Origin of the sequence: Paenibacillus camelliae, assembly GCF_023715345.1 — a bacterium.
GTDB lineage: Bacteria > Bacillota > Bacilli > Paenibacillales > Paenibacillaceae > Pristimantibacillus > Pristimantibacillus camelliae.
Map to the genome: position 1 here is coordinate 116610 of NZ_JAMBNY010000002.1, position 17890 is coordinate 134499.

At 43.5% G+C, this 17890-nt stretch carries 11 protein-coding genes; all 11 read right to left on the minus strand.

Translation table 11 applies throughout. The features are described 5' to 3' along the window. Positions 1-8: 8 nt before the first annotated feature. A complete protein-coding gene (gene parE, locus M3180_RS06600) occupies positions 9-1973 on the minus strand; it encodes a DNA topoisomerase IV subunit B (protein ID WP_251666517.1) in 1965 nt (654 codons plus the stop codon). 424 nt (positions 1974-2397) lie between these two features. Further along, positions 2398-3594 (minus strand): M14 family metallopeptidase, encoded by a 1197-nt coding sequence (locus tag M3180_RS06605; RefSeq protein ID WP_251666518.1) that lies wholly within the window; start codon positions 3592-3594, stop codon positions 2398-2400. 221 nt (positions 3595-3815) lie between these two features. Beyond that, complete coding sequence (locus tag M3180_RS06610) at positions 3816-4100, minus strand: YqkE family protein (protein ID WP_251666519.1); 285 nt, start codon at positions 4098-4100, stop codon at positions 3816-3818. Positions 4101-4112: 12 nt separating this feature from the next. Next, positions 4113-5291, minus strand: a complete 1179-nt coding sequence (purT, locus tag M3180_RS06615; RefSeq protein ID WP_251666520.1) for a formate-dependent phosphoribosylglycinamide formyltransferase — start codon at positions 5289-5291, stop codon at positions 4113-4115. Positions 5292-5370: 79 nt separating this feature from the next. Beyond that, a complete protein-coding gene (locus M3180_RS06620; protein ID WP_251666521.1) occupies positions 5371-7197 on the minus strand; it encodes an ABC transporter ATP-binding protein in 1827 nt (608 codons plus the stop codon). Between the two features lie 13 nt (positions 7198-7210). Next, a complete protein-coding gene (locus M3180_RS06625; protein ID WP_251666522.1) occupies positions 7211-8977 on the minus strand; it encodes an ABC transporter ATP-binding protein in 1767 nt (588 codons plus the stop codon). A gap of 280 nt (positions 8978-9257) precedes the next feature. Further along, positions 9258-12881, minus strand: coding sequence for a dynamin family protein (locus M3180_RS06630; RefSeq protein ID WP_251666523.1), 3624 nt, complete (start codon positions 12879-12881; stop codon positions 9258-9260). A 13-nt stretch (positions 12882-12894) separates the two neighbouring features. Next, positions 12895-13173, minus strand: coding sequence for an NAD/NADP transhydrogenase alpha subunit (locus M3180_RS06635; protein WP_251666524.1), 279 nt, complete (start codon positions 13171-13173; stop codon positions 12895-12897). A 14-nt stretch (positions 13174-13187) separates the two neighbouring features. Then, positions 13188-13871, minus strand: coding sequence for an endonuclease III (gene nth / locus M3180_RS06640; protein ID WP_251666525.1), 684 nt, complete (start codon positions 13869-13871; stop codon positions 13188-13190). Between the two features lie 138 nt (positions 13872-14009). Beyond that, positions 14010-16109: an S-layer homology domain-containing protein gene (locus tag M3180_RS06645; RefSeq protein WP_251666526.1), complete on the minus strand. Its 2100-nt coding sequence runs from the start codon at positions 16107-16109 to the stop codon at positions 14010-14012. 120 nt (positions 16110-16229) lie between these two features. After that, positions 16230-17723, minus strand: a complete 1494-nt coding sequence (locus tag M3180_RS06650) for an N-acetylmuramoyl-L-alanine amidase (RefSeq protein WP_251666527.1) — start codon at positions 17721-17723, stop codon at positions 16230-16232. Positions 17724-17890: the final 167 nt, after the last annotated feature.

Here is a 17890-nt window from a genome sequence, read left to right on the forward strand (position 1 = left end):
TTCGCTCCTTACTCCTCATATTCTGTAAAGTCAACATTTTCAATGATCCAGCGCTTACGTGGGTCTACTTTATCCCCCATCAGCGTCGTTACGCGACGTTCTGCTTTAGCTGCATCATCAATATGCACCTGCAATAGCGTTCTCGTTTCTGGATTCATCGTTGTTTCCCACAGCTGGTCAGGGTTCATTTCCCCTAAGCCCTTATAGCGTTGGAGCTCGAAGCCTTTCATTTCCTTCGTATAGTTTTGCAGCTGTTCATCCGTCCACGCATAACGTACCGTATTCAGCTTGCCTGATTTTTTTGTAATTTTATAAAGCGGCGGCTGTGCAATGTATACCTTGCCACTGTCGATAAGTGGGCGCATATAGCGGTAGAAAAATGTAAGCAGAAGCACTTGAATATGTGCACCGTCCGTATCCGCATCTGTCATAATAATAATTTTATTGTAATTGCTTTCCTCGACAGAAAATTCCGAGCCGACTCCCGCTCCAATTGCTGAAATAATTGCACGATATTCATCGTTTTTCATAATGTCAGCAAGCTTTGCTTTTTCAGGATTCATTGGCTTCCCTTTAAGCGGAAGAATCGCTTGATGCTTAGAATCTCGTCCTTGCTTCGCTGAACCGCCAGCAGAGTCTCCCTCTACGATAAACAGCTCATTGCGGCTGAAATCCTTTGACTGAGCTGGTGTTAGCTTGCCACCAAGATTCGAGGATTCGCTTCTTTTTTTCCCTGATCGAATATCCTCGCGTGCTTTACGAGCTGCCTCTCTTGCTTTAGCTGCTTGTACCGCTTTTTTAAGCAGTGATTGGCCAACCTGTGGATTCTCCTCAAGAAATACATTCATTCGCTCCGTGACAACTGCATCAACAGCACCACGAGCTGAGGAGCTGCCCAGCTGGTCCTTCGTCTGACCGACAAATTCGACCTCAGCCATTTTGATGTTAATTACGGCAATCATCCCTTCACGGAGATCATTACCATCTAAATTCTTTTCCTTTTCCTTCAGGATACCTGCCTTACGTGCATAATCATTCATAACCCGAGTGTATGCCGTCTTGAAGCCTGTCTCATGTGTACCACCACCGCGTGTCGGAATGGAATTGACAAACGAAACAATCGTCTCCGTATAGCCATCGTTATACTGCAGGGCGATCTCGACCTCGATATCCTCGCGCTCTCCAGTATAATGAATGACTTCATGCAGTACAGACTTTCCCTCGTTCAAAAACTCAACAAATTGACTCGCTCCGCCTTCATAATGAAAAACATCCGACGTATTGGTACGTTCATCCTTAATCATTACCTTAAGTCCTGAGTTTAAGAACGCAATTTCCTGCAGTCGATCTGCTAATGTATCATAATTAAAGGAAATGCCTTGCTGGAATACACGAGTATCCGGTTTAAATGTAACCTTTGTACCCGTACGATTCGTGTTCCCTATAATGTCTAGCCCAGTTACGGGCTCCCCGACATGCTCTTTTCCTTGCTCATCGATCCAATACTCAAATCGCTGCTTATAAATTTTACCTTCACGGAATATTTCTACTTCCAAATATTCTGATAGCGCATTCGTAACGGAAGCACCAACACCGTGTAATCCGCCTGATTTCTTGTATCCGCCACCGCCAAACTTACCACCAGCATGTAATATCGTAAACACGACTTGCGGTGTAGGTATACCAGATTTATGAATAGCTGTAGGTATTCCGCGTCCGTTATCCTGAATCGTAATCGAGCCATTTTTATGTATAGTGACATCGATATTTGAACAAAATTTCGCCAAATGCTCATCAACCGCATTATCAATAATTTCCCATACGAGATGATGTAGGCCCGAATTGCCGGTGCTCCCAATATACATCCCTGGGCGCTTTCGTACTGCAGATAAACCTTCTAATATTTGAATATCATCAGCGCCATATTGCTCTGATTTTGGAACGTCATTAAAAAGATCGATTTGCTCTGCCATGATCTTCCCCCAATCAACAACCAATCATTGTCACATCTTTTAGTATTTTAGTGTAATTCCTCGTCCACGTAAAGCTAACATATTTACACTATAAACATAAAACTGTAGTTTTAGCAAACGTATTCTAATAATGATACGCTTAATTGCACCTGCTATGATTCTCATCAGGCATTCGAAATGCGAACACACATTCTACTATAGAAGGCTCTTTTTTGCAAGTTACGCAAGGTTCGCTTCGTATGTAAGCCAGTTTCGGATATGGCGAGGATCCAATTGCTATTAGTCCTGTTCCATTGGCTGGTTCAAGCTAGCACTATTGCAAAAAAGAAAACATGGCAAAGAAGCAAGTGCATGAGCTACTTACTGCCTTCTCACACTACTTGCTTCTCTTGATCATCATATATTACAACGCATTAGCTTTAACTCAGCTATAGGCGCTCTTCATCGCTTCAATAATAATAACATTTGCAGCACGTGATACAGACTGGAACTGTGACAGTGGTAATGGGTTTTGGCCTAGACCCAATTCAATGGTGAAACCTGGACGGCGCCAGTCCTGGATAAACCAATCCTTATAGCCTGCTGTACTGTTTACATAACGGATTGCACGGTAGCCGCTCGCCTGTGCCATTCGAGTTGCATAAATCTCAGACTCTGGCGGCTCCAAGCCCTCAAAGCCCCAATAAATTTCCTCGCCCTGTGTATGCAGCGCGAGAACACGATTAAAGCTACGCTCTCGCGTGAGCTGTGCGATCGCTTGAACCTCAGGCTCGGTAAGTGGAGCTGTTCCCGAAAAGTCTCTTGGCGCAGGCTCTTGTGGCCCTTTCACAGCATCCACCTCCCATAAAGCAGGAAATTGCTTATTCAAGTCAACGCCGCGTATGTTGGCTTTCCAGCCGGTAAAGTCGGTTGATCCGTTATTAATTCTAAGCACCTCTGAGCGGAAAGGCTCCTCCCATGGCGCCCCGTTTATGGCCAAATTAACTCCATCAGGATTAACCATCGGCACAAAGGACATCGTATTCATGGCATAGAGCGGAAACATAAACTGACCCTCAAGCGGGGTGCTATTCGTGACTGCCAGCATATAATCATTAATAAATGTCATTAATGCTCCTGTCGTGATCCATTCATTGGCATGAATCGCCGCATTTACATGAATCTCAGTTGGACCATTACCTACTCGTAGCTCGATAATATCTCTCCCCATTACACTTTTTCCAATAGTATGTGTGGAAAGATTAGGATAAATTCTGCGCAGCGTTTCCATATCCTGAAGCAGCTGCTCATATGTGTAATTTTTCTCTCCATTGATCACTCGACTTGTTACACGGCTTGGAAGTACAATCTTCGTACCGATTTGCAGCTGCTCGCTTTCCAAGGTAGGGTTGCTTTGCAATAGCAAATGTAACGATATATTGTTGCGTTTAGCAATTTGCCAAAGCGTATCCCCTGCTACAACCGTATATTCATTCCACGTATAGCCTGGTATATTGACCAGATCACCTACCTGTAATGTCGAGCCAAGTGAAGGATTACTATCTAATATTAGCTGCAAGGGGACATCAAACATTACACTAAAGCCCCACAGCGTATCGCCAGGACGTACGGCAATTTGCATCGTAATCACCCTCTCATAGCTTTCTCCACTAGTAGCCTATGACAAATGCCTATAAAACGTTCCTATAATATACGCAGTACAACAACGGCGCTCACGCTTAAACACATTGAAAAACAGCAATGAAGACGAAAAAAGCCGACTTTCCTAAGTTAACCGGCATCTTTCGCTCAAGTATTCCTTAGAAAAATCGACTTCCTTAACGCGCTCTATACGTTTATTGCTTATTTGTACTTGCTCCAGTTTGGATCGGAGTTCTCGAGCAAATAGTTAAAGTCATTCTCCAATCGTTTTCGTTCCGCTCTCTCTGCTTCAGCCTTGCGAGCCGCTTCCTCTTCCCTGCGCTGCTTCTCATTCTGCTCCATAGCCTCACTTTGTGCCTTAAGCTTCGCGAGTGTATCAGCATTTAACAGCTCTTTCAGACTAGCTCCAGAAGCTACCGTATCCTGACTTGCAGGCCGTGCAGCCTTTGTTCGCTGCTGTGACATCTTCTTTTGCTTCTTACCCATTTTCTCACCTTCTTATAATTCCTCTATCGATAGACTTGACGCTGCACGACTTGCCAGACTCCGTGCCTCTTCCACTGTACCTGCTGACGATAAAGCTACAGCCATCCTACGGCCAATCTTCGTCTCAGGTTTACCAAATACACGAACAGTTGTATTTGGAATAGACATCGCTTCCTCTAATCCACCGATTGCGAATTGCTTCAGCTCTGCATCAGATTTTAATGTATGCGTCGCTGCAGGCGTTAGCAAACGAATCGTAGGGATTGGTAGTCCCAAAATCGCACGAACATGAAGCGCAAACTGTGACCAATCCTGTGAAGCCATCGTGACCATCCCTGTATCATGCGGACGAGGCGATACTTCACTGAACAGTACACCATTCTTCGTTAGAAATAGCTCCACACCATAAATTCCATAGCCACCCAGCTCATCCGTTATGCTACGTGCGATATGCTCTGCTTGCTCAATCTGCACTTCACTCATCGCATGAGGCTGCCAAGATTCGATATAATCTCCGTCACGTTGAATATGGCCGATCGGATGGCAGAAGCTTGTGCCTGACACAGAACGAACGGTAAGTAGTGTAATCTCCGATTCAAACTCAACAAAGCCTTCCACGATGACACGACCCTTTTGCGTACGACCGCCTTCCATCGCATACGTCCAGCAAGCAGCGATCTCATCCTCGTTGTGGCAGATGCTTTGACCTTTACCAGATGAGCTCATTAATGGCTTAATGACGCATGGAAAGCCAAGCTTATGTGCAGCGGTTCGCAGCTCATCGAGTGAATCAGCAAAGGCATATGGTGCAGTTGGCAAGTCTAGTTTTTCTGCTGCTAACCTGCGTATTCCTTCACGATCCATTGTAAGTCTAGCTGCTCTAGCAGTAGGCACAACATGGAAGCCCTCTGCTTCAAGCTCAAGCAAAGTCTCTGTTGCAATGGCTTCGATCTCTGGAACGATATAGTCGGGCCGTTCCTGTTCAATTATCGCTCGAATAGCAGCCCCATCCTGCATATTCGTAACATAATGACGATGCGCCACCTGCATCGCAGGAGCATGCTCATAACGATCTACAGCTATCGTCTCAATGCCGAGACGCTGTGCTTCGAGTATTACTTCCTTGCCAAGCTCTCCTGAGCCTAGTAGCAGCATTTTTTTGGCATGCTGTGAGTACGGTGCACCATACATAAGAAAAGAACCTCCTTGGAATCATCGACCTCATCGGTCATTATTCTTCCATTATTGAGGTTCTTCTCTTAAAAATCAACTATACAAATCGATACTGCGCTTTAATTAAGCCGTGATAGACGCCTTGCTCCGCCATCAATTGCTCATGGTTGCCCTGCTCAACGATTCGTCCGTGATCGAGCACAATAATATCGTCAGCGTGTCTAATCGTTGATAGACGATGTGCAATCATAAACGATGTACGTCCTTTTAGCAGCACCTTAAGCGCTTCTTGAATCTTTAACTCCGTATCGGTGTCAATGCTTGCTGTTGCTTCATCTAGAATGAGTATCTTTGGATTCGACAGCAGCGCACGAGCGAAGGATAGAAGCTGCCGCTCACCCATTGACAGTACGTTACCACGCTCTTCGACCTGCGTATCGTATCCGTCCGGTAGATTCATAATGAAGTCATGTGCATTAACCGCCTTCGCCACACTTACAATTTCATCATGCGTTGCATCAAGCTTACCATAGCGAATGTTGTCGCGAATCGTACCTGAGAATATGAATGTATCCTGCATCACGAGTCCAACCTGCTTACGCAAGCTTTCTAATGATACATCTCGAATATCCATGCCATCTATTAATACGCGGCCCTGAACAGGGTCATAGAAGCGACATAGCAAATTGATAATCGTACTTTTACCCGAGCCTGTATGACCGACTAATGCAATAGATTGACCTGCTTTTACATTAATCGAAATGTTTTTCAATGCTGGACGATTCGGCTCATATTCGAACACAATGTTCTCGAAGGATACATCTCCGCGAATCTCAGGAAGTGGCTTAGCGTCATCCTTCTCAGATACCGTCGGCTTCTCATCGATAAATTCAAAGATACGTTCAGAGGAAGCCATCGCGATCAACAGCTGCGAATAAAGCTGGCCTAAACGGTTAATTGGCTCCCAAAAATGCGCCATATAGGTAGAGTATGCGACGAGCAAGCCGACAGAAAACAGTCCTACACTAATTAAATACGAGCCGTACCAGTACAAGATACATGCACCAAGTGCTGCCGTTACCTCAATGATCGGACCAAAGCTTTGGTTCATCGCCGATGCTCTATTCCAAGACTTGAGGTTAGAATCATTCATCTGCTCAAAAAACTTAATATTGCTTTTTTCCTGTACAAAGGCTTGTGTTACCTTCATCCCTTGAATACTTTCATTCAAATGAGAGTTAATCCGAGAGTTTTTCATACGTACGTCCTGCCATGCAAAGCGAATTTTTTTGCGCAAGGAGGTAGAAACGAAAAACATAATCGGTACAGTAACCATAACCGCTAAACCTAGCTTAAAGTTCATCACTAGCAGGATAACGATAATTCCCGCGAGCTGAATAATATCCATTAGCAAGTTAACAACACCGTTAGTGAACAGATCCTGCAATGCATTTACGTCGTTCGTCACACGTACGAGCACTGAGCCTGCTGGGCGCTTATCAAAAAAGCGGAAGCTTAGCTTTTGAATATGTGTAAAAATATGACTGCGGATGCTTAATAGTACCTTTTGACCAATAATATTCGAATGCTTAATGCGATATTGGTTCGCGAACATTTGAATAATATACATACCTAGCATTGTCGCTCCCAGCAGCCACAGCGTAGACTTCTCTCCAGTTCCATCAACCGGATGGATAATATTATCGATTGCATAATAGATTAACAGAGGTACACCGAGCCTTGTTAGCGTTCCAATCAACATCATAATAAGAACTGGAATTAGCTCGCGATTATGAGGCTTCAAGTAAGTGTAAAGCCTACGCATTTGCTGCCAGTTAAAGCTTTTTTCTATCGCATCATCATCGGTGTAGACGAAGCGATCACGTTTTGTTGTTTCATTCGCTGCTGTTTTATTCGTTGCCAAGATCTCTCACCCCCTATTCCTGATTGCCTGCTGCAAGCTCAAGCTCGCCAGGAAAATCTGCATATTGAATTTGATACGTTTCACGGTATGGACCAGGCAGGTGCACGAGCTGGTCATGTGTTCCACGCTGAACAATATTACCTTCTTCAAGCACGATAATCTCATCAGCGAATCGCAGCGAGGAGATACGATGTGCAATAATAAACGTCGTTCTACCTGCCATTAATTGCTTGAAGCCTGCTTGAATCTCATGCTCTGTCTCCATATCAACAGCACTTGTTGCATCGTCGAGAATAAGAATTTTAGGATTTTTAATAAACGCGCGTGCAATAGCAATACGTTGCTTCTGGCCGCCGGACAATCCCATGCCTCGCTCGCCGACTACTGTATCATAGCCAAGTGGCATCTCCATAATGAAATCATGTGCTTTGGCTAGCCTTGCTGCTTCCTCAATCTGCTCCTGCGTCACACCCGAGATTCCGTAAGCAATATTATCGCGAATCGTTGCAGAGAACAGGAAGGTCTCCTGGAACACTGGTGCGATAATGGAGCGCAAGCTATGCACATCAAGGTGTTTAACATCAATACCATCGATAGTAATTGATCCCTGCTTCACATCGTAAGCGCGCATCAGCAATTGTATAATTGTCGATTTCCCTGCTCCTGTTGCCCCAAGTAATCCTATAACCGTGCCGGCAGGCGCGTGAATGTTAATATCCTTAATTGCTGGTTTTTTATCAGGGTAATTGAAGGTTACTTGGTTAAAGGATACATCGCCTCTTGCTGTTCTTGGATCTAAAACGACAGCATTGGACTCACTTTTAATGTTAATCGGCTCGTTAAGTAGTGTTAACACGCGTTCACTTGATGCTTTAAACTGTGTGTAGTTGTTAATATGGAACCCTAGTCCCCATAAAGGACCGATAATGTACCATATCAAGCTAAAAAACGCTACAAAGTTGCCTAGTGACAATTCTTTATTGATAACTAAAATGCCACCGACAATAAACAACACAATAACACAAAGGTTCGCAGCCGTTTCCATCGCTGGGAAAAATTTTGCCCACTTAGAGGAAGCCTCAATCTGATTCGTTCTGAATTGCTCGCTTCGTTCAGTAAATTTATGAACCTCATAGTCCTCTTGCGCATATGATTTTACTGTGCGAACGCCTGTAATATTTTCTTGCACAGCAGTCGTTAAATTACTCATTGCTTTACGCATCTCACGGAAGATCGGATGAATCTGTCCCTCAAAGCGAAACGCTAATAGTAATAGCAGCGGTATCGGCAGCAGCGTGATGAGTGTAAGCTTCCAATTCATCATAATCATTGCCGTGCCGCCAAGCACAACCATGAATAGTACATTCAAGAGCTGTGCAAAACCAAAGCCAATGAAATTTCGAATCGCTTCCAAATCTGCAGTTAAACGAGACATCAAATCTCCCGTTTTCGCTTTATCATAATATTGGAAAGATAACGTATTCAATTTCTCATACAGCGTGTTTCTCATTTTCGTTGCAACTCGGTTACCTAATCTGCCGCCGCAAAATCCGTGTAAAAATTGATTAATTGCCTTCAAGCAGACGACCCCAACAACCAAAAGTGAGATAGGTGCTACCAACTCGAAATTGCTAGGCATAATTACATTGTCGATCAAATAACTTACCAGGTAAGGCTGAACCAGTCCAATTCCAGTTGCAAGTACAAGAAAAAGTATTGCTCCGACAATAAACTTTTTCTCTGGTGCATAGAATCGCTTCAGCTGCCTAAATATTTCCAAAACGGTCACTCCTCACTTATTTTAGATATGAAGAATCTTATCAACTCGCTTGTTGTTGAGCAAACATCAATATAATGTAAATCTTTATTTTTTTACGGTTATTGTGGCAAATCAATGAACTAACCTCCCCTTTACTCTCAAATGATGGCATTCATTCGGCTTTATGTTCAAATTACTCCATTTTTGCACGTTTTCACACAAAAAGGCAAAAAAAAAGCTGCTATTTTCGATATCGAAAGATAGCAGCTTCATCACGAACTCAGATCAATTATCTCGAAAGTTAATCAATCAAGCTCCATTGCTTAATTTTCTTATTTACAACCTCAAGCTTGCTTACATAGGATTCATCCTCAAGCAGCAGAAGCTGTTGCTTGCCATACTGAGTGATGCTGTGACCAAGCCTATCCAGCTGAGAAGCGAGAATAAGCTGCCACTGCTCCTCATAATGCTTCTGCCATTCACGCTGAACCTCGCTCATCCATTGCTGTAGACTTGGGAAGATTAGCTCCTCCAGCTCTTTTCTAAGCTTTGCTTTACCGTCCCCTTCAAAAAACTGCTTTGGAGACTTCATCCGTTGGCTAAGCCACTTCATCGTAATGCTGCGCTCCTGCCAATCAGTTGGCTGCTCAGGCTGCCCATATTGCGATTCTAATACGCCAGGTCTCTGATAGCCTGAAAGTCGTTTGGCAGCGAGCTCAGCAAGCTGATCTAACTGCTTGTGAACAGCCGATTCAATCGCTCGCTCTACGCGCATGGTCGTAGCAAGCAGCTCTTGCTGAAGCTCTAGCGCTAGGGAACGCTGTAGCTCTAGCCATGCACTCCATACCGCTTGCGACATGGAGCGACCATCATCCTTCAGCAGTGCAGGATTGAACGCATAGTTATAAAAATCTCCGAAGCGGAATGATAGACGCTGTACAATATAATACATAAGCTCTTCGATTTCCTGCTTCATTGCTAGAGGCAGCTGAACAGCTGCTTCCTCCTCCAACGCTTGTGCTAAGGCATTCATGCTTTGCTTGATGCTAACTACCTGCTGCTCCGCATGGGCCTTAGCAGACTTCGCGTTATCCAGTAGCGCACTGACCATGTTAACCGCTCGTTGCAGCTCAAGCGATGCTGAGTTCAGCGCTAATGCACCAAGCTCATCATGTATAAACGAATGGAATACTTGCTCAAAGCTTGCAATGCCTGAAGCTTCAATAGCCTGGTCATCACTAGATTGTTTCGCTTCAAGCGCAAGCAGGCTCGATATCGGAAACATTCTAGGTGACATGATGCCATGTCGATTTAGATTTGCCTCCACATGCTCCATAACGGAGCGCAGCTCCTGCTCGGTGGAAGCAAGATCCGCTGCATTAACAATAAAAAACATTTTATCCAGCTCAAACTGATCCTTTACACGTCCAAGCTGATCTAGAAACTGACTATCTGCATGTGAAAACGCATGATTATAATACGTAACGAAAAGAATAGCATCTGTACTTTTAATATAATTGAAGGCTACCCCTGTATGACGAGCATTAACTGAATCTGCACCTGGAGTATCAACTAAAATAATTCCGGCTTGCGTTAAGGTACAGTCAAAGTAGAATTTAATCTCTGATACAAAGCATGAGCGATGCTCCTGCGCAACATACGCCTCATATAAAGCATAATCCACCTCGCGATGTCTGCCGAGCCATTGCTCCTGCTCTTCCCAGCCTTCACGAGCCGCCTTAACGAAGCTGTAATGAGCTCTGCCACCGTTATGGATATGTTCAGGAACTAAAGCATCGATAAGCTTAAACAAATGCTGCTGATCCTGCTTCTGCTGCTCAGTCAGCTCTAAGCCTAGCAGCTTTAACGAATAAGCGATATCATCCAGCATCAGCTCCCGCGTCTTCATAAAGATTGTCGCGCTGTTATGCGGATGCTCCGAATCTGGCGGTAATAAGCTATTAATCGCTGCGGTAGTAGGATTCGGACTTACAGGAAGCACGCGCTCTCCAATTAGTGCATTTGCAAGCGATGACTTTCCAGCACTGAACGCGCCAAATAATGAAATGGTGTAGTTGCGACTCTTCAGCCGATCAGCCTTCACGGAAAGCTCTTCGACGATTTGCTCCATTCCATCAATATCTGACAGCAGCTCTGCACATTGCAGCAGGGCTGCTGTAAGCTGCTGGGCATTATGTGCTGCTTTAACTGCTACAGTTCCTTCTTCACCAATACTTGATATAGCGCTTAGGTTGATCGCTTCTTGCTCCTCTACGAAGCTAACATCATTCCCGGTACGTAGATTAGCTACCTTAGGCAGTGTAGGTGCGTCGACTTTCGGTAATAAGAGCTGCTCAAGCCCCTTCCGATAGCTTTCTTCTTGCTGTATGACTGCACGATACTCCACAGCCTGCTGCAATTGCTCAGCAAGCTCTGTCATCTCACCCTTCAGCTCCGCCAGCTTGCTGTGCTCTTGCTCTGCGAACGATAGTGCCAGCTTATCTACAATCGTTAGTGCGTGTCTCCGATAATTTGATTTAATCGAAGCTGCTATATCCTTACAATAGATTAGTGTATATTCATTACCAAGTACTGCACCGCTATGAATACTAGCTATAAGCTGCTGCTCGGTAGGTCGAGCCTGCTCCAGCAGCTTCAGTTCTTCCTCCAGCTGCTCTCGGTTATACGATATGCCTTCCCCAGCTTTTCGAAGCAGCGTTTGCATATGCCAGTGAATATTAGCTTCGGTGAGCTTCAATAGCTCAGAATAAAACGCTTGCAATCGTTCTTCTTGAACGGCAGTTGTTTTTTGCTTAGAGGCTAAAAATCCGGCACGAAAGCCTGGCTTGCGGCTGTCTAAAAATTGCTGGGCAAGATCTCGTAATGCCGCTGGCGTAATGTTCGCATTATCAAGCAGGCTTTCAATCTCCTTACGCAGCTTAACAGGATATTGCTCTACCGCTTCATTTCGCATATCGATTTGCCCTTGTGTCTGCTTCGCCACTTGCTCAAGATCTTCTAGCTTTTCTTGACCGCCAATCTGCACCAACAGCTGCTGCTTCAATGGCTCTGATGCTTGCTCCAGCTCAGTTAGATATGTTTTCGTCACATGCGCTAGAGAGCTCCAGACACTATAAGCTGTCAATTCACTTTGAGCATGCTGCAGGTCGTCGATGAGACGTAATACACTTTCCCACTGATGATAGGGATGCTTAGGCTCACGAAGTGATAGATACATAATACCCGCAGGCTCTAAATGCCAAGCTTGGAAGCTGTCAGCTACGCTTTGCTGGTAGCTCTCAAAGCTCAGCTCTGCATCGCGATGCTTATCGATTTGATTCACAATAAAATATAATGGCTTGCCCCACTCACGTAATTCCTTTGCAAAGGTAAAGTTAATTTCAGACTGAACATGGTTGTAATCCATCACATAAAACACGACGTCAGCCATATGCAGAGCGGATTCAGTCGCCATTTTATGTGCCGCATCGGTAGAATCAATGCCCGGTGTATCTAGCAGCGTAATACCTTTACTCAATAATTCACTTGGATATTCGATATGTACAGAAATATATGATTCTCCGTCTTTACAATATGCATCCAATTGATCAATCGGTACTTCGTCGTAACGAATAATGCCATTTGACGATACTTTTACCTTTGCCTTGCTTTCCTCACCGTAAGCAATTGTTACAACGTTAGCACTCGTTGGTATCGGACTGGATGGCAATAATTTTGCACCGCATAACGTATTTAATAGAGTTGATTTCCCCGCAGAAAAATGTCCACATAAAGCAATAGTAAGCCGACCAGCAGTCAGCTTACTATTGAGCTCCTCTACCTTTTGAGCATGGAGATGATCGTTATGTGCGGACATTTCACTTGAGAATTTGTATAGCTTCTCTCGTAAATTGTCAGTCAGCATTGTCTATTTCTCCTTATTCACTAACCTCATCATCATCAGCCGATGGCAAGCAAATTTCAAACACATTTCCATGTTGCAGGATCATAATATCACGAGCTTTTTCTTTCATTACGACAACCTCTGGCTTCACACGCATACGCTCAATGTATTGCACGGGCACATGACCAGAGCCACTTACCGTAATTCCTTCAATGACAATATCCTCATTCTCCTGAGGTGCTGCTTCCAGCACTTGCTCGTAAATATCAGAAAACTGTTCAAAATTATTAGTGTACACGGAAATGCATTTCATCAATAATCATCCTCTTAACTTTTTGTAGTTTTACGTTTAGTTTTGGTTGAATCAGCAGCTTTCATACGCCGCTGGCCTTCTTTGCATATATCTAGCAGTGGACAGATGTCGCATTGAGGTCTTTGTGCCTTGCAATGATAACGCCCGAAGAAGATCAATCTGTGATGCGTGATTGTCCACTCCTCTCTCGGGACAAGCTTCATAAGCTTCTGTTCAACGACTAACACGGAGTCATCTGGTTTTGCAAATGACAAACGCTTCGAAACACGCTCTACATGTGTATCGACAGCAATTGCAGGTACACCAAAAGCATTAGACATGACGACGTTAGCCGTTTTCCGACCAACTCCAGGAAGCTCAACGAGTCCCTCGTGGGTATTCGGAACCTCGCCGTCATACTTATCAATTACAATACGACATAATTTCTGTATATTGGCCGCCTTGCTGCGAAACAAGCCTATACGTCTTATGTCCAATTCAAGCTCCTCTAAAGGTACTGCCAGGTAGTCCGCAGGCGTTTTGTACTTGTGAAACAAATCAACCGTTACTTTATTTACCGTTTCATCGGTACATTGTGCAGATAATAGTACAGCAATCGTCAACTCAAATGGATTACTATGATTTAGCTCACAATGGGCATCGGGAAACATCTCTGCCAACACATCAAGAACATGCCTCATTTTATCCTTTGCTTTCATCTATAAGCCTCCTCTTCATAACCATCGTTCAAAGTTTAGCGAAAAACGAGTCTGTAGGCAAGTAACATTTCCCCAAAATGGAAAAAAAACTGCCCAAAACGGGCAGCTTTTCACAAAATGTTACTTAAAAGCAGCAAATTATTGGACAAATACTCGAACAATGCGGTGACCTTCAAAGCCCACAACGACATTTTTATTTGCCTTCAAATCGCTAAATGCAATCGGTTTGCCATTGGCGTCAACAAACTCCGCCTCATCAAACAATACAGAATATGTCTTATTATCATGCTTGAAGGAAACTTCCTTCGTCGTATTAGAAATCGTCGAAATCGTCATCGATTGTGCTTCATATAGACGGAATTTTGTAATCGTACCATCCTTTGATGAGAGATCGGCCGTTACGATATCGCCCGGTTTAATATCCATATACGTAAGATTAGTCTTCGTTAAGCTTTCCATAGTAGCATTTTTATAGCTCAGCTCCGTGACGATTCCGTCTGGCAGCTTCAGCTTAATTTTTTGATCGAAGTAATTAACATCCTCAACTGTAGCATTAATCTCCGAGATCATATCATAATAAACGACTTGCTTTCTGCCGTTCGTTTCTACATAACGAAGCATTAACCCTTTCCAGTCTGTTGGGTTCACACTAATAAATCTACGATCTACTAATACACCATCAAGCAAGTATCTTGTAGAATCAGAGATAAACAGAGCTTCTGCGTTCATGCCCGTTGCATCCAGTACTGTAATAAGTCCCTTTGCAGCATCTGCGCTCACCACAGTAGGTAAGTAAAGTGATTTATAGTCTTGCGACTGAACAGAAATACTAACGACCTCATCTTTAGCGTTCAACGTTAATGTCACCTTATCTACATCTGATATCAGATTATCAAGCGTTGCATGCTTAACGTAAGGAATGTTAATTGTCGGAGTCTTCGTTAGCAGCTTACTAACTAACTGTCCATTTTCACCTTTAATCGTAATCATCTTACTAGAATCGGCATAGCTAAAAAATGTTCCATTAACCGTCGAAACAGACGATTCACCTGCAGTTACGAGCTCAATGGAGAGCACTTTAGGTGTACTGCGGAACGTATCTGTTGTAACTTTAATATTGCTATTTACCTTCAGATCGTTAACGGTTAGCTTATTTCCAGAAGTATCTTGGATGATCGTCGTATCATCATATTCAATAGCTACCGGCTTATTATTAACAACGACATAGATGATTTTTTCAGCACTATTCACAATACCGATTGGCGCTGTTAACGTCTCCGTGTAAGTTGCCTCACCTAGCGTCTCAACGAATTTAGCTACGCCATTAATATGAATAAGTGATACGGCTGAATAAAGCTTAAATTGATCTCTCTTTACAGCTAGATCCGAATCGCTGCTATAGAAGCCAGTAGATTGATCAAAAGCATATGTTGTTTCCACATCATGCTCGTAGATCGTGATCGAGTTGTCAGTCATATTCGTAATGACGCCATGCTGCTGATTAGCTACTTTTATTGGAAAATCCTTTTGTGCGCGACTAAGAATCGTAGCAAAGCTAGCACGATTAATCGCTGTTTTCGGAGCGAAGGTCGTTTCCGTATAGCCCTTCACAAGACCAAGCTCAACAGCAGCATTTACATACCCTGTATATTTGCTGTCAATTTTATCTCGATCGGCAAATGTAGACGGTGTTTCCTGTAGCTCTTTTGCTTTAGCTTGTGCACCAATCGTATGAATAATTAGCTTTGTAACCCATTCACGAGCTGCTGGCTTTGCTCCCCACTCTTCATCCGGCTCAGCGGCAGCAATTGCAAATTCTTGTTCTCGATCTAGCAATCCTTCATCAAATGCTAGTGATATGTAAGCCTTATAATCTTCTTTTACATCAAAGCCTTCTGGGAATATAAACACGCCATTTTTATCTACTTTGTGCTCAAGTCCGGCAAAGCGAATCGCCATAATAACCGCTTCCTGCTGACTAATTGTGTTATTGTATTTGAATGTAAACTCACCAGTCGCTTTATTCTCATATCCTTTTACAATTTGCTGCAAGGACAGACGGTAAATATGCTTCTCTGCATATAAGCCCGCTGGCACATCTGTAAATGGAGTTATTCCTTTTTCTGCAGCATGCACGATGGCCACCTGATTAGGAAGCACCGGTAAGGCTGCGCTGCTAACTAACGTAATAGCTACTGCTCCTGTTACTATTTTTTTCCAAGACTTATGTATAGGCAATTTTGTTCCCACCAATCATATAAGATTATCGCGGGTCTACACTTCCACTTAAGTGCGACCCGCGATTCTAGTAAACTATCAATATTATACCATTCTTCTTAAGCAAATTACCCAGAATTATTATTCAAGCTCTAAATATTTTTTGATCCCTTTTGTTAGCTCTTGTGCAAATTTCGTCTGAACATCGTTGTTGAACAGCACCTTTGCATCAGAAGCATTGCTTAAATATCCAACCTCAAGCAGCACGGCTGGCATCGTCGTTTCACGTATCACTTTGAATGAAGCTGTTCTAACGCCGCGGTCATTCAATCCGACTGCTCCCAAAATGTATGGATGTAACGTATTGGCAAGCTTTTTACTATTTTCCCGAGTATAGTACGTTTCCGTACCGTTAATATTCGATGTTTTATAGCTGTTTGCATGGAATGAGATGAACAAATCTGCTTTTTTTCCTATGCCAGGTAGTTTCTCTGCGAAAGCTACGCGCTCAGACAGCTCTAAGAACGTATCGTCCGATCTCGTCAAATGCACAGCAATTTGAGGATGCTTTTCCAGCTCAGCCTTGACCTTCAACACTGCGCTTAAGTTGAAATCCTTCTCACGCAATCCGAGTGTTTTGTTAACGGCACCTGGATCCGAATCTCCGTGACCAGCATCTAGTACGATATGATAGATTGGTTTAGTGTCTTCAGTCTGATCAGGAGTTGTGCTTGGTGGTGTGGATGGGTTGTCCCCTGGTAAAGGCTCCTCTGTTGCCGGCGGAGTATCCGATGGCTCTGGCGTCTCAGTAATCATCCCATTAAAGCTAATAATTAATTCGCCTTCAGAATGAACAAGTGCGTAATTGGCTTGTTCATTCAACAAAACAACCACTCTTGCTGTTAACGGATTACTAGAAAACTGAGAAAAGCGATAGCCGGACAAATCCTTATAGCCATTAAGCGTTACTTCTGTTTGTCCTTTAATGAAGCTGTTCGCAAGCTCATATGTATAGCCGGTGTTATTGAGATCGACGACAAGCCTTGTTGGAGCTGTATCACTTGCAGGCAATAGCATCGTCTTCGGTTCAGTTAACACTCCTGTATAGGCAATATGAAGGTTGCCATCTTCACCTAAGTGAACCTGCGATACCGTGGCATCCTGTACTGGTGAAGGTGTAGGAGACGGCTCAGGCTCTTTGACCGGACTAGTTAGTAGCACTTCAGAGGTTTGCTGCTTCCATTCTACTTTAAGCCCTAACACTTCTGAGACAAAGCGTATAGGCACCATCGTTCTGTTTTTAACAAGACTTGGAGGCTGACTTAACTCATAGCTATCATCATTCACGTAGCCGACTTTTTCACCGATTGCAAGCTTTATCGTAAGCTCTTGATCCAGTACGGTAACTTGTTTTGCCTTGTTATCCCATTTCACTTCATACCCGAGCCCTGATGACAGTACGGCTAACGGTACTAAAGTAGTTCCTTGCTTAATAATAGGATCTACATCAGATACAATCTGTTTACCATCCATAAAAAGCTTGGGTGTGGTGGTTGAAGCATTAACATTACTTGCAAAACCTACCATTACGAATAAAACTGCGACAATAAACAAACTACTAAATATTCTCTTCATTTCCCACCCCGTTGATCAATACTTTCTAACAATCTATCATTTCATTAGACGTGATTTTCTAGCAAAAGTTGCGTTCATTCAACAACTATTTTTACAAGTGAAACATTATCACTATATTATCAAATTATCCTTTATTTTTGTACAATCTTCGCAATGTTTATTGTAAA

Excerpts from the sequence above, each read along its gene's own strand:
- nth (WP_251666525.1), bottom strand. The coding sequence starts at position 13,871 with ATGAAAGCAAAGGATAAAATGAGGCATGTTCTTGATGTGTTGGCAGAG.
- M3180_RS06630 (WP_251666523.1), bottom strand. The coding sequence starts at position 12,881 with ATGCTGACTGACAATTTACGAGAGAAGCTATACAAATTCTCAAGTGAA.
- M3180_RS06610 (WP_251666519.1), bottom strand. The coding sequence starts at position 4,100 with ATGGGTAAGAAGCAAAAGAAGATGTCACAGCAGCGAACAAAGGCTGCA.
- M3180_RS06650 (WP_251666527.1), bottom strand. The coding sequence starts at position 17,723 with ATGAAGAGAATATTTAGTAGTTTGTTTATTGTCGCAGTTTTATTCGTA.
- parE (WP_251666517.1), bottom strand. The coding sequence starts at position 1,973 with ATGGCAGAGCAAATCGATCTTTTTAATGACGTTCCAAAATCAGAGCAA.
- purT (WP_251666520.1), bottom strand. The coding sequence starts at position 5,291 with ATGTATGGTGCACCGTACTCACAGCATGCCAAAAAAATGCTGCTACTA.
- M3180_RS06605 (WP_251666518.1), bottom strand. The coding sequence starts at position 3,594 with ATGCAAATTGCCGTACGTCCTGGCGATACGCTGTGGGGCTTTAGTGTA.
- M3180_RS06635 (WP_251666524.1), bottom strand. The coding sequence starts at position 13,173 with ATGAAATGCATTTCCGTGTACACTAATAATTTTGAACAGTTTTCTGAT.